We start from the raw sequence: 12500 nt of genomic DNA on the forward strand, positions 1-12500 counted from the left end.
GGCAGGACACCCATGAAAAGAACTTGGCAACCCAGCAAAATCAAGCGTGTACGCACCCACGGATTCCGGGCGCGGATGAGTACCCGGGGCGGGCGCAATGTGTTGAACGCCCGCCGCGCCAAGGGCCGCAAGCGGTTGACCGTCTGACGCTTGGATTCCCCCGGCCACGGTTTCCCTAGAACCCGCCGACTAGGCGCAGCAGCCGACTTCCAGCGGGTCTTCGAGCAACCATACAAGTCCGCGGACAGTCGGCTGACCGTACTGGCACGAACCAACGGCAAAACCCACCCGCGCCTTGGCTTGGCCATCTCCAAGCGGCAGGTCCGCAAAGCCCATGACCGCAACCGTCTTAAGCGCCTGATTCGAGAAAGCTTCCGCCAGTGCCAACACCAACTCGGCGGAGTCGATTTCGTGGTCATGGCACGCAGCGCCGCACTCCAGGCAGACCATGAAACATTATTCCGCTCATTGCAAAAACACTGGGCTTTCCTGGTGAAGCAATGCAAGCCCTTCTGGTCTTCCTCATCAAAACCTACCGCTACCTGATAAGTCCTTGGGTGGGCCAGCATTGCCGCTTCCACCCGACCTGCTCTGTCTATGCCTTGAACGCCATCGAGCGGTTCGGTGCCCTACGGGGTTCCTGGCTCGCCATCAGGCGCCTCGCGAAATGCCATCCCTGGCACGCGGGAGGCGTCGACCCCGTCCCAGAAAAATTCGGAAACAACAATGGATAACGCACGCTTCGTCTTATTCGTTTTCTTCATGCTTCTCAGCGTTCTGCTGTGGCAACAATGGCAAATAGACTACGGCCCGAAGCCAGACATGCCCGCCACTCAATCCGCCGCCGTCCCGGACGGCAAGCCCGACGTCCCGGAGTCGGCCCGCACCGTGGACGACGTGACCCAATCGGGCCAGGCCATGGCGGCTAGCGCGGCCCAGCATCAGCGCATCGCCGTCAGCACCGACGTTATCCGCATGGAAATCGACACGGACGGCGGCGACCTCCGCCTGCTCGACTTGCCCGGCTATCCAGAGAGCAAGGAAGCGCCCGACAAGCCGGTGCGCCTGTTCAGCGACGATGGGCTGGTGTTCATCGCCCAAAGCGGCTTCCTCGGCAACGAAGGCTTGGCCCCGACCCACCACAGCGTTTGGCGTGCCGAGGCGACCGAATACAAGCTTGCCGACGGCCAGGACGCCCTCCGCATTCCGTTGACCTGGACCAACGGCCAGGGCGTGACCGTCACCAAGACCTATGTGTTGAAGCGCGGCAGCTACGACATCGCGCTGGAGCACAAGGTCGCCAACCAGACCGGCTCCGACTGGGCCGCCCGCCAATACGTCCAATTGCAGCGGAAAGACCCCGGCGACAAGGCCAAGGACCAGTTCGTCCGCACCTACACCGGCGGCGTGCTGTACACCCCGGAAGAAAAGTACGAAAAAATCAGCTTCAAGGACATGGCGGGCGAGAACCTCAACCGCAAATCCAAGGATGGCTGGATCGCCATGATTCAGCACTACTTCTTGGCCGCGTGGATTCCTCCGGCGGGCGAGGAGCATAACTTCTACACCAAGGCGCTGGCCGACAACCATTTCGTGATTGGCGCCTATACCTCCAGCCTGGAAGTGAAGGCCAACGAGGAGAAAACCTTCAAGGCCCAGCTTTACGCTGGCCCGAAACTGCAACGGGTGCTGGAAGCCACCGCCCCCGGCCTGGACCTGACGGTCGATTACGGCGTCCTGACCATCATCGCCAAGCCCATCTTCTGGCTGCTGGAGCAATTCCACAAAATCTTCAACAACTGGGGCTGGGCCATCATCTTCGTCACGCTCACCCTCAAGGCGTTGTTCTTCCGCCTGTCCGCCGCCAGCTATAAGTCCATGGCGAACATGCGGAAACTCCAGCCCAAGTTGCAGCAGCTCAAGGAGCAGTGCGGCGGCAACAAGCAGGAAATGAACATGAAGATGATGGAGATGTACCGCAAGGAGAAGGTCAACCCGTTGGGCGGCTGCTTGCCGATCCTGGTGCAAATCCCGGTCTTCATCTCCCTGTACTGGGTGCTGGTGGAAACCGTCGAAATGCGCCAGGCGCCCTTCGCCCTGTGGCTGACGGACCTGTCCTCGAAAGACCCCTACTTCATCCTGCCGGCCATCATGGGCGTGTCCATGTTCATCCAGCAGAAGCTCAGCCCGCCGCCCACCGACCCGGTGCAAGCCAAGATCATGCAGTTCTTCCCGGTCATGTTCACCGGCTTCTTCGCGTTCTTCCCGTCCGGGCTGGTGCTGTACTGGGTGGTCAACAACCTGTTGTCCATCGCCCAGCAGTGGTACATCAACAAGGTCATCATCGGCGACACCGCCCCGGCCAAGACCTAAAGCTCATCGTCCCTGTAGGTCGGGCTTAAGCCCGACCTACACACCCCCCCGCTGCGTGACTCCCCCCACCGACACCATCGCCGCCATCGCCACCCCGCCGGGCCGGGGTGGCATCGGCATCGTCCGGGTTTCCGGCGAGGCCGTGCCCGGAATCGCTTTGGGCCTGCTCGGCAAGCTTCCCCAGCCCCGCGACGCCCATTTCTGCCCCTTCCTCGATCATAACGGTACAGTTCTCGACCAAGGACTCGCCCTCTATTTCCCGGCCCCGCGCTCCTTCACCGGCGAACACGTTCTCGAACTCCACGCCCATGGCGGTCCCGTGCTGCTGGATATGTTGCTGCGGCGGGTGCTGAGCCTGGGCGCCCGGCTGGCCCGGCCCGGCGAGTTCACCGAACGGGCCTTCCTCAACGACAAGCTCGACCTCGCCCAGGCCGAGGCCATCGCCGACCTCATCGACAGCACCACCGAGCAAGCCGCCCGCTCCGCCCAGCGCTCGTTGCAGGGCGAATTTTCCCGATACATTCACGAATTGGTCGAGGCGTTGATTGAATTGCGGCTGTATGTGGAAGCCTCTATCGACTTTACCGACGAGGACATCGACTTCCGGTCCGAGGGCCACACAGGAGAAAAACTGGCCGACCTGCTGGCCCGCCTGGACGCCATCCGCGCCACCGCCCGGCAGGGCCGCTTGCTGCGCGACGGCATGACCGTGGTCATCGCTGGTCGGCCCAACGCGGGCAAGTCCAGCTTGCTGAATCGCCTCGCGGGCCGGGAAGCCGCCATCGTCACCGAAATCGCCGGGACCACCCGCGACATCCTGCGGGAGTACATCCAAATCGACGGAATGCCCCTGCATATCGTGGACACGGCGGGTTTGCGGGAGAGTGATGACGTGGTGGAACGGGAAGGCGTGCGGCGTGCCCGCGCCGAGATTGCACAGGCCGACCGGGTGCTATTGCTGATTGACGGGCGCCATCCCGAAGAGGGCGAAGCTTTGCTGGGAACCTTGCCCGAGGGGCGGCCCGTTACCCGGCTGTATAACAAGATCGACCTCACCGGCCAAGCGGCGGGCTACCTGGATACCAACGCTGGTCCCGCCATCCACTTATCCGCCAAGACCGGCGAGGGACTGGACGCGCTGCTGCGCCATCTCAAATCCGCCATGGGCTACGACAGCGAGGCGGAAGGCGTCTTCATCGCCCGCCGTCGCCACCTCGACGCCCTGGCCCGCGCCCGCGATTTCATGGAGGGCGCCGCCGCGCAGCTACTCATTCCCGCCCCGGAATTGCTGGCCGAGGACTTGCGGGAGGCGCAGAACGCGCTGGCGGAAATCACCGGGGAATTTACCAGCGATGATTTGCTGGGGCGAATATTCGCCAGTTTTTGTATTGGAAAGTAGCTTTTCTACCCATGTGGTTTTTATGAGCTTGCCCCACTAAACTTTCGGGGGTGAGAGTTTTTTATTTTTATCCTAGTTCGTTTTATTTGATGTGATAGGTATGAGAGGCCAGCCTGATAATGCGCTGAGAGCAAAACTAGAAGAAATGGACCTACTTCCTACTAACCAAGGGGAGAAGGAGCTTTATTTTGTGTCGGATCGAGGCGAAATGTTTGATAAACCAAGCATTCGTATCGCTTTGGAAAAGGCTGCTGAATTTGAGGCTGATGCTGTTTTTTTTCGGGTTTTTCCCGATGACAATCGATACCCAAAGCGCCTGCCTATTCCCCAAATATTTATATACCATGATACATCACTCAGTTTGAATGAGTCTTGGTATGCTGAGATACATCGCAACCTTTGGAATGCAGGTGTGGTTCCGCTCGCGTTTATTTTCAGCGTCGATAGTATAAAAATACTAAATTGCCGCAAGGTGCCTGAGATAAAGGGCAGCAAGCCTGCTTTCAGTCCTTTTGATAAGCTAGAAAAACTTATTGCTGCCGACCGCAAATTTATTGTTCGCGCTATTGCTGCTGGAACCTTATGGGATAATCCTAGTTTTAAGGACGATTTTAGGCTAGAAGAAACGGCCTATTTTAAGCTTTTAGATTTCCTGAAGGCTTATAGGAAAAAACTTATTAAGCAAAAAATCGCGGACGAGCTAATTGTTAACCGCTTGCTTGTTATCGCAATGTTAATAAAGTATTTGTCTGATCGTAAGGACTCCAATGGAAATCGAGTATTTAAAAAAGGGTTTTTTCGGCAATTCTTAAAACATGAGATCAACATCGAAGATGGTGCTGATAATTTAGATAAGGTATTTCGCGACCCCAGTAGTTGCATCAAGCTTTTTGATTGTCTTAGCCAACATTTTAATGGCGGTATTTTCGAGTTCAGCACAAGCGAAAAGCAAGCGATGCTTAAAGCTGACTTATCTCCGATTGCAGATTTTTTGGCCGGGGATAGAGAGCCAAATGGGCAGGGCATATTCTGGCCACTCTATTCCTTTGAGTATTTGCCCGTTGAATTGATTAGCAATATCTACGAGGAATTCCTAGCAAAGAAAACTGCAATTTCAGAAAAAGGTGAGAAGGCTAAAGAAGACACTAAAGGTATTGTCTATACCCCGCCCATGCTGGTTGATTTATTATTGGATCAATGCCTGTCTTTTGATGCTGATATTCTGGATTGGCGAATAGTAGACCCGGCCTGTGGTTCCGGCGTTTTCCTTGTGGGTGTATTTAAGCGTTTAGTTCATTGTTGGCGGATGGCTAATCATTGGAGAAACCCAACCCATAGCGATTTGCAGGGTATTTTAAAGAAAAATGTTTTTGGTTTTGACAAGGAGCCAGAGGCAATTTTAATTACAGCGTTTAGTTTATACATAGCTTTATTCGACGAATTAGAGCCTTTGGTAATTTGGAATGAGCTTAAGTTTGATGACCTGCGCGAAAATAATCTGCAAGCCAAAGATTTTTTTGAAATCATGAAGTCTGGAAAATTTGATGGTTATTTTGACTTAGTGATTGGAAATCCTCCGTTTGATAGTAAGTTGGAAACACATGCAGCAAAACAACTTGAAAAGCGCTTAAAAAAACAAAGACCCCCGCTTCCAGATAATCAGGCTGCCCTATTATTTCTTGAGCAATCCTTTAGGCTTGGTCGTGATGGGGCTACTATTTGTCTAATCCAGCCAGCGGGTCCGCTGCTTTACAATGGCAGTGCCCAAGCATTTCGCCAAGCGCTATTTAATGATTTTCATATTGCTATAGTTTTTGATTTCACCGCCCTTGAAGACTCACTTTTTAAGGCACAGGTAGCCGCAGCGGCAGTGATTGGTTTTAATAAGCTAGTTAAAACAGATAAAGTACTCCATGTTACTTTTCGCAGAACTAAGGCAATCAAGGAAAAGCTGCTGTTTGAATTGGATGCTTATGACTTCCATTGGGTTTCAATAAAGTCGATAAATTCAAATAAGCAGGTATGGAAAGCCAATCTTTTAGGTGGTGGTCGGCTTCATAGGCTTCTCGAGCGCTTGATTCCTGAAAATGCTTCAACGCTGGGAGAGTATCTAAACCAACGGGAAGAGCATGATGGGTGGCAATTTTGCGAAGGTTATAGCGTGGGGTGCGGCCATGTGCTAAATGATTTGCCTAATAGGGATCAATTTGTTGGGGTGCCAGCTAACCAAATTAAAGAAAAATTTAAATTGAAAAGAACGCCGGAGCTTGCGCCATGGATCACAGGAAAATCAAATGTAAGCCCTGATATTTTGACTAAAAATGGCTTTGTGAGAAAACCAAAAATTTGTGATTATTTGTTTTTTGAAGAGCCGCGTAAAAATAATAAAAAAATATTTGAACCACCCCATGTTTTGATACGAAAAAAAATTGATGATGGTGTAATTCCCGTAGAGTTTTCTAATGAATATTTAGTGTTTAGTAAACAAATTATTGGTATTCATGCTAAGGATGAGCAGAAGCTCAGAATGTTAACACAAAGCCTGAGCGGTTCTAAGTTGTTTGCATTTCTAGCAGTGGTAATTAGTGGCAGAATATTGGTCAGCCGAGAAACATCTTTACTGCAACAAGATATTCTTGCTGTGCCATATCAGGAAGAAAGCGAAGATATTAAATTGCGAGACTGGGAACAATCGTTGATTGACGATGTAATGAAGGTTCTTGTTGATTTTCGCAGAAAGGGCGAGAAATCAGTCGCGGTAAAGGCAGTCAGTTTTTCGGAATTGTTAGAGTTTGGCGAAATGTATTGCCGGATATTGAATTCCATATATGAAAACTTCCAGCCACTACCTCCAATTATTTTGGATCATTTTGTGTGCTATCCGTTTTGCTACGGAGAGGCTCCTGAGATAGAAATTCCAGCACAAAATAAAGCTGTAGATTATCTTGAGGAATTATTGTCGCGACAAGTTGGCAGACGTTTATTTGTTAATCGAATCATAAGAACATATGAACAAAATGTAATATTAATGGTTAAGCCGAATCAGAAACGTTTTTGGCTGCGATCCATGGCCATGCGTGATGCCGATGAAACCCTCGTAGATATGCTTCACCAAGGATATTAATAATGGCTAATCCATTAAGTTCACGTCCTCTCGGGGGGAATGGAAATCTACTAGGTCCAGCACCGGGCACACAGTTCCATAAAGTAGTGAGGCATCTTAAAGTTGCGCTTGTGGATTTTGCTAGTTCATCAATGAAAAAAGGGATTAAAAATGAACCAGCTCTAAACTTAAATCTTGCTAAGTCTATAGGCCAAGTCTTCTATAGGGAGGATTTACCCTATATGGTGCTTCCTGAAGTAATGGAGAACGAAAACTTAGGCACCAGCCCAAGACCTGATATCGGTATTTATTTATTCACTTCAGATGAGCCAGAAAAAATCACTGTTTTTGAGGGCAAGCGATTGTCGTCAAATGGACTTCCCAATAAACGCCACCGCGAATATGTCTGTGGTCACGAAGAAAATGGTAAATACGTTGATTGCGGCGGAATTGAACGATTTAAGCTGTCAATTCATGGTAGAGACTTCAGTTATGCAGGGATGATTGGGTATGTTCAAGATGGAGAGTTTGACGTATGGCTTGCAAGAGTTAATCAATGGATTTGCGAGTTAAGTTGCAAACCTACCCGTGCTATATGTCCAGAATGGTCTGAGGAGGAGCAGCTAACGCTCGTCGGAAATGAGCATGAAATTATGCAATCAAAGTCTGTGGTATATCGCACTGATGATCAGATCCATCTCACCCACCTGTGGGTTAATTTAATATCACCCTAAAAAGCGCAATCATGGGTGACTCTGACACTCATGCGCCCGCTTCCCGTGCCGGTGGCGGGTGGCGACTTGGCGCGGCTATGGGATTTCCTCAATATCCCCGTCAAGGTCCGCCCGCTGGTGCTGGCCGTCATGCTCGAATCATGGCGACCGGAAACCGCATTCCCGGTGTTGGAGCTTATCGGAGCGCAAGGCACGGGCAAAAGCAGCACGCAGGAGAAATACCGGCAGCTTACCGACCCGAACGCGGTGAATCTCCGGGCCGCGCCTAAGAATGTCGAGGACATCTTCATCGGGGCGGGCTGCAATTGGCTGGTGAGCCTGAACAATCTCTCCCACCTATCCCCGCAGCAACAGGACGCGCTTTGCAATCTGGCGACCGGCGGCGGATTCGCGGCGCGGAAGCTCTACACCAACGCCGACGAAACCCTGATCGAGTGCAAGCGGCCCGTGGTCATCAACGGCATCGTGCCGCTAGTCACGGCGCAAGACCTCACCGCCCGCGTGGTCCATGTCGAGCTTGAACCCATCCCGGAATACCGCGACGAAACCGACATCGAAGCGGCTTTCAACGAGGCAGCGCCCGCCATTATGGGGGCGTTGCTGGATTTGTTCGTCGCCACGCTCGCCAAGTTGCCCGAGGTGAAACCCGAGCGCTTACCGCGCATGGGCAGCTTCGCCAAGCTGGGCGAGGCCATGTACCAAGCTCAAGGCTGTAAACCCGGCGAGTTCATCGCGTTGTATGACGAAAACCGCACGCATTCGGTGGCGCGTAGTTTGGAAGCTTCGCCCGTAGCGACCGCGATTCAGGAAATGGTGGACGCCCACCAGGGGCAAGGGAGCATTGTATTCAGCGGCACCATGAAGAAGCTGTTGGAATCCCTGGCAACCCATCGGGAGGGCGCCGAGTCCTGGCCGAAATCGCCGCGAGGGCTGGGCGATGTGCTGCGGCGGCAAAGTCCGGCGCTATCGGCGGTGGGCATCCATATCGACATCGGCAAATCGGGGCGGGAGGGCGTGCCGGTCACGGTCAAGCGTGAACTTCGTGAACGTTGTGAACATCGTTCTGGAGTTTTTCGCGGGGAGAAAAATTTTTCCGATGATGCGGGGAGGCTGTGATGGACGTTCAAGCGTTCGTCCCACGCATCGAGGCGGCGGGCTTCACGCTGGAAGCGGACGGCACCGACCTTGTGGTCCGTCCGTTCTCCAAGCTCTCGGAATCGCAAAAGGGGTTTATCCGTCGCCATAAGCCGGAGTTGTTGGCCGTGTTGACTAATCGGCACCGGGACGAGGACAACCCGGCGGACCCCGAACGCTGCGAAATCATCGAGTTCACCCGCTGGCGGCTTCCCTCCGGGCGGTGCGTGGCTTTCAAGCTGGCTATCCCCAAGGAGAAATACGACGGCTTTGCATTGCTGCACCTGTTGGAAATTCAGGGGCGACAGCACTCGTCCACAAGCAACGACGAGGTTTAAGGCATGGCAAAAAGCAGCAACAAAGCAGAGCCAACGGTAGAAGAAGATAAGGCCCTATTAGCTAAGGCACAGACAACCCTACGCCCGAGCGCCAACGCGGCGGCGGTGATCGCCGAATTCGGCAAGCCGTTCGGCGACCAGGATTTTTCGGCGCTTATGGTGCAACTCATGAAGAGTTCGGAAGCGTTGAAGGAGAATGACTTGAGCCGTTGCGAGGCCATGCTGTTCACCCAAGCCCACGCCCTGCAATCCATTTTCATGAATCTGGCCCGGCGGTCGGCGATGAATCTGGGGGAACACATGACGGCGACGGAAGTTTATATGCGGCTGGCGCTCAGGGCGCAGTCGCAATGCGTGCGGACCTTGGAAGTCCTGGGCACGCTCAAGAATCCGCCCAACGTGGCCTTCGTGAAGCAAGCCAACATCGCCCACGGGCACCAGCAAGTGAATAACGGCACGGCGGCACCGGCGCAAGCCCCGAGTCCGCCAGCCCCGGAAAAAACCGTCAACAATCTGGCCGACAATGAAACCGAGTCGTTATACTTGGGCACACACGCGCACGGGAAAACCGCAAACGCGCCGAACGAACTATTAAGGCCACCGGCTAACGCCTCCCGGTAGCTGGGGGGAAACCACCCGCCGGGCGTGCTCCATCTTTCTCGATTAAGGAAACTCCGTGACTTCTGACCAACTCAACGAGCTGGAAAACCGGCTGTGGGCCGCTGCCGATCAACTTTGGGCCAATACCGGCTTGAAACCGGCGGACTTCTCCACCCCCGTGCTGGGGCTGATCTTTCTCAGTTATGCCGACCGGCGGTTCCGGGAGGTTGAGGAAAAATACCGGAGCGAAGGCCAAAACCCCGAGGAATTGGAGCCTTACGAATACCAAGCCGAGGGCGTGCTGTACCTCAAACCAGAAGCCCGGTTTAGTCGGTTGCTGGAGTTGCCCGAGGGCGCAGAATTGGGCAAGGCCATCAACACCGCCATGGCCCACATCGAGGCCGACAACCAAGAACTCAAGGGCGTGCTGCCCCGCTCCTACAACAAGCTCGACAACGCCATTCTGGTGGAGCTGCTGCGGTTGCTGGCCCCGGTCAAGCTGACGGGCGACGCCTTCGGCAAGGTGTACGAATACTTCCTGGGCAAGTTCGCCATGAAGGAGGGCCAGAAGGGCGGGGTGTTCTATACGCCGGAGAGCCTCGTCAAGCTGATCGTGGAAGTTATCGCGCCGTACCATGGCCGGGTGTTCGATCCGGCGTGCGGGTCGGGCGGTATGTTCGTGCATAGCGCGGCCTTCGTGGAGCGCCACCAGAAGAAGGCCAGCGAGGAAATTTCGGTTTACGGCACGGAGAAGGCCGCCGACACGGTGAAGCTGGCGAAGATGAACCTGGCGGTGCATGGCCTGTCCGGGGATATTCTCGAAGCCAATACCTACTACGAAGACCCGCACGACGCCTTGGGGCGGTTCGATTTCGTGATGGCGAATCCGCCGTTCAACGTGTCCGGGGTGGATAAGACGCGGCTGAAAGGGGATAAGCGCTTTCCCGGTTTGCCGAACACGGACAACGCTAATTACCTGTGGATTCAGCTTTTTCACGCGGCGCTGAATGAGCGGGGCCGGGCCGGTTTTGTGATGGCGAATTCGGCGGCGGATGCACGCGGCACGGAGTTGGACATCCGCAAGAAGCTGATTCAAAGCGGGGCGGTGGATGTGATTGTGTCGGTGGGTTCCAATTTCTTTTATACCGTGACCTTGCCGTGTACTTTGTGGTTTTTCGATAAGGGCAAGGCTAGCGGCCCGCGCAAGAATAAAGTCTTGTTTATCGACGCCCGCCATGTTTTCCGGCAAGTGAGCCGCGCCCTTCGGGATTTCCTACCCGAGCAGGTGGAATACCTCGCCAATATTGTGCGGATGTATCGGGGTGAGTTGGTGGAGGATGGTTTTCTTGTAGGTTGGGAAGATGGATATGAGCCGGAAATTGCCTTTCCCTTAGGCGGGCATGGGCCGCTGATTGACCCCGCTGAATTATTCCCCGGTTGCGAGTATCGGGACGTGCCGGGGCTGTGCAAAGTGGCAACGATTGAGGAGATTGAAGCGCAGGGGTGGAGTTTGAATCCGGGACGGTATGTGGGGGTGGCTGAAAAGGGAGCTGACGACTTTGATTTCGCGGAACGATTAGAATCTTTGAATGAAGAACTCGAAATTCTTCATAACGAAGCGCGGGAAATAGAGGAAATAATTGCTAACAACATTTCTGGGTTGCTAAAGATATGATGACTATACCCCTTGGGCAAATTGCCACCATGCGGTACGGTAAACTGCCACCCAAAGAAATCTTCGATGCTGGTTTTCCAATTTTTACTGGTTATCGCGTTGCTGGCTATTCAAGAGAATATTTATACGAAAAACCAATGCTCTTAGTAATAGCCCGTGGAGTGGGAGGCACTGGGGAGGTAAAAATATCGCCCCCCAAGGCTTGGATCACAAACTTGTCGATTGTTCTTGAGCTAGATGAAGAACAGGCCGATAAGAAATTCATGTGCTATTACCTAAGCCAGCAGTCACTTAAAGAAAAGCTAGATACTGGCTCAGCTCAGGCGCAAATTACAGTTAATGCTCTTTCCACGTTCATCGTTACCATTCCTTCGATTTCAATTCAACGCCGCATCGCCTCTTTCCTCTCCGCCTACGACGACCTCATCGAAAACAACACCCGGCGCATTGCCATTTTGGAAGAAATGGCCCGGCGGATTTATGAGGAATGGTTTGTCCACTTCCGCTTTCCGGGGCATGAGAATGTGCGGATGGTGGAGTCGGAGTTGGGTTTGATACCGGAGGGGTGGGGAGTTCTTAGCTTTACGGAACTGTTTGATGTTCGTTATGGCAAAACCTTACCGACAAAAAATTTAGACCCTGATGGACAATACCCTGTTTATGGTGGTGGCGGCGTAATTGGTCGTTATAAAGATTATGTTGTTCCGGGGCCGACTTGCCTAATTACTTCCCGTGGCAACGGAAGTGGAACAGTATGGCGAACAACTGAAAAAGCCTTTGTGACCAATAACTCTTTCGTAGTCACCCCTAAAGGGAAATTTCAGAATCTCAGCTTTGGGTTCGCTGAACTATTCGCCAAAAATACCCCAATAAAAAGCGTTCTAGGCGGTGCGGCTCAGCCTCAATTGACTTTGGATGGACTGACATCGTTACGTGTTATCGCTTTTGCTGCGAACTTAGCAAAAACCTTTGATGACATAATCCGCCCGTTGTTTGACCTTGCCACGAATTTGCATCATAAAAACTGTAATCTCCGCACCACCCGCGATCTCCTCCTCCCCAAACTCATCTCCGGCGAATTGGACGTATCGCACCTGCCCGAACCCTTGGAAATAGCGGCCTAATTCATGCCCCCTAATCCAAC

At 53.2% G+C, this 12500-nt stretch carries 12 protein-coding genes; all 12 read left to right on the forward strand.

The window, feature by feature from the left end:
* Positions 1 to 12: 12 nt before the first annotated feature.
* Positions 13 to 147 carry a 50S ribosomal protein L34 gene (rpmH, locus tag ACXWUF_RS10110; protein ID WP_458494561.1) on the forward strand — a complete coding sequence of 45 codons (135 nt, stop codon included), beginning with the start codon at positions 13 to 15 and terminating at the stop codon, positions 145 to 147.
* A gap of 3 nt (positions 148 to 150) precedes the next feature.
* Positions 151 to 546, forward strand: a complete 396-nt coding sequence (rnpA, locus tag ACXWUF_RS10115; protein WP_458494550.1) for a ribonuclease P protein component — start codon at positions 151 to 153, stop codon at positions 544 to 546.
* Entirely contained in the window at positions 501 to 734 is a 234-nt protein-coding gene (yidD, locus tag ACXWUF_RS10120) for a membrane protein insertion efficiency factor YidD (protein WP_458494551.1), read from the forward strand. The genes rnpA and yidD overlap by 46 nt, the downstream gene beginning before the upstream one ends.
* On the forward strand, positions 727 to 2373 hold the full coding sequence (gene yidC, locus ACXWUF_RS10125) for a membrane protein insertase YidC (RefSeq protein ID WP_458494552.1): 1647 nt from the start codon (positions 727 to 729) through the stop codon (positions 2371 to 2373). Before yidD ends, yidC begins: the two co-directional genes overlap by 8 nt.
* Before the next feature lie 55 nt (positions 2374 to 2428).
* Complete coding sequence (gene mnmE, locus ACXWUF_RS10130; protein ID WP_458494553.1) at positions 2429 to 3772, forward strand: tRNA uridine-5-carboxymethylaminomethyl(34) synthesis GTPase MnmE; 1344 nt, start codon at positions 2429 to 2431, stop codon at positions 3770 to 3772.
* Positions 3773 to 3872: 100 nt separating this feature from the next.
* The gene (locus ACXWUF_RS10135; RefSeq protein WP_458494554.1) at positions 3873 to 6896 is read left to right on the forward strand and encodes an HsdM family class I SAM-dependent methyltransferase; all 3024 of its coding nucleotides are present in this window, start codon (positions 3873 to 3875) and stop codon (positions 6894 to 6896) included.
* Positions 6897 to 6898: 2 nt separating this feature from the next.
* Entirely contained in the window at positions 6899 to 7609 is a 711-nt protein-coding gene (locus ACXWUF_RS10140) for a hypothetical protein (RefSeq protein WP_458494555.1), read from the forward strand.
* A gap of 30 nt (positions 7610 to 7639) precedes the next feature.
* On the forward strand, positions 7640 to 8725 hold the full coding sequence (locus ACXWUF_RS10145; RefSeq protein WP_458494556.1) for a hypothetical protein: 1086 nt from the start codon (positions 7640 to 7642) through the stop codon (positions 8723 to 8725).
* Positions 8725 to 9081 (forward strand): hypothetical protein, encoded by a 357-nt coding sequence (locus tag ACXWUF_RS10150; RefSeq protein ID WP_458494557.1) that lies wholly within the window; start codon positions 8725 to 8727, stop codon positions 9079 to 9081. The genes ACXWUF_RS10145 and ACXWUF_RS10150 overlap by 1 nt, the downstream gene beginning before the upstream one ends.
* Before the next feature lie 3 nt (positions 9082 to 9084).
* A complete protein-coding gene (locus tag ACXWUF_RS10155; protein ID WP_458494558.1) occupies positions 9085 to 9702 on the forward strand; it encodes a hypothetical protein in 618 nt (205 codons plus the stop codon).
* 55 nt (positions 9703 to 9757) lie between these two features.
* A complete protein-coding gene (locus tag ACXWUF_RS10160) occupies positions 9758 to 11356 on the forward strand; it encodes a type I restriction-modification system subunit M (RefSeq protein WP_458494559.1) in 1599 nt (532 codons plus the stop codon).
* A complete protein-coding gene (locus ACXWUF_RS10165; RefSeq protein WP_458503277.1) occupies positions 11353 to 12480 on the forward strand; it encodes a restriction endonuclease subunit S in 1128 nt (375 codons plus the stop codon). The genes ACXWUF_RS10160 and ACXWUF_RS10165 overlap by 4 nt, the downstream gene beginning before the upstream one ends.
* Positions 12481 to 12500 lie beyond the last annotated feature (20 nt).

Source organism: Methylomagnum sp., assembly GCF_054333355.1.

Bases quoted from the DNA above. Each gene is read 5' to 3' on its own strand.
- rpmH (WP_458494561.1), top strand. From the start codon at position 13: ATGAAAAGAACTTGGCAACCCAGCAAAATCAAGCGTGTACGCACCCAC.
- yidD (WP_458494551.1), top strand. From the start codon at position 501: ATGCAAGCCCTTCTGGTCTTCCTCATCAAAACCTACCGCTACCTGATA.
- yidC (WP_458494552.1), top strand. From the start codon at position 727: ATGGATAACGCACGCTTCGTCTTATTCGTTTTCTTCATGCTTCTCAGC.
- ACXWUF_RS10135 (WP_458494554.1), top strand. From the start codon at position 3,873: ATGAGAGGCCAGCCTGATAATGCGCTGAGAGCAAAACTAGAAGAAATG.
- ACXWUF_RS10140 (WP_458494555.1), top strand. From the start codon at position 6,899: ATGGCTAATCCATTAAGTTCACGTCCTCTCGGGGGGAATGGAAATCTA.
- ACXWUF_RS10145 (WP_458494556.1), top strand. From the start codon at position 7,640: ATGCGCCCGCTTCCCGTGCCGGTGGCGGGTGGCGACTTGGCGCGGCTA.
- ACXWUF_RS10150 (WP_458494557.1), top strand. From the start codon at position 8,725: ATGGACGTTCAAGCGTTCGTCCCACGCATCGAGGCGGCGGGCTTCACG.
- ACXWUF_RS10155 (WP_458494558.1), top strand. From the start codon at position 9,085: ATGGCAAAAAGCAGCAACAAAGCAGAGCCAACGGTAGAAGAAGATAAG.
- ACXWUF_RS10165 (WP_458503277.1), top strand. From the start codon at position 11,353: ATGATGACTATACCCCTTGGGCAAATTGCCACCATGCGGTACGGTAAA.